General features: G+C 59.9%; 1 protein-coding gene. It reads left to right on the top strand.

Annotated features, from left to right (window positions below; all coding sequences use genetic code 11):
- Positions 1 to 237 (top strand): transposase (locus tag FNJ47_RS48910; RefSeq protein WP_163163840.1); only part of this gene is annotated, 237 nt, incomplete at both ends.

Below are 237 nucleotides of genomic sequence, written 5' to 3'. Positions count from 1 at the left end.
TCGTCATGGCCGACGCCGCCTATGACGCCGATCACTTGCGCCAAGCCATCGCCGCCAAAGGCGCGCTCGCCGTCATTCCCAACAACCCGTCACGCGCGCTCAAATACCCACTCGACAAGCATCTCTATGCCCAGCGCCATCTCGTCGAATGCTGCTTCAGTAAGCTCAAGCAGTTCCGCCGGGTCGCAACACGCTTCGAAAAGACAGCCAGAAATTACCGAGCCGTCGTCACTCTGG

The organism is Bradyrhizobium uaiense, assembly GCF_010811875.1.
Taxonomy (GTDB): Bacteria; Pseudomonadota; Alphaproteobacteria; order Rhizobiales; family Xanthobacteraceae; genus Bradyrhizobium; species Bradyrhizobium uaiense.
The sequence above is the reverse complement of the archived record's forward strand: the minus strand, read 5'-3'. Positions and strand labels throughout refer to the sequence as shown.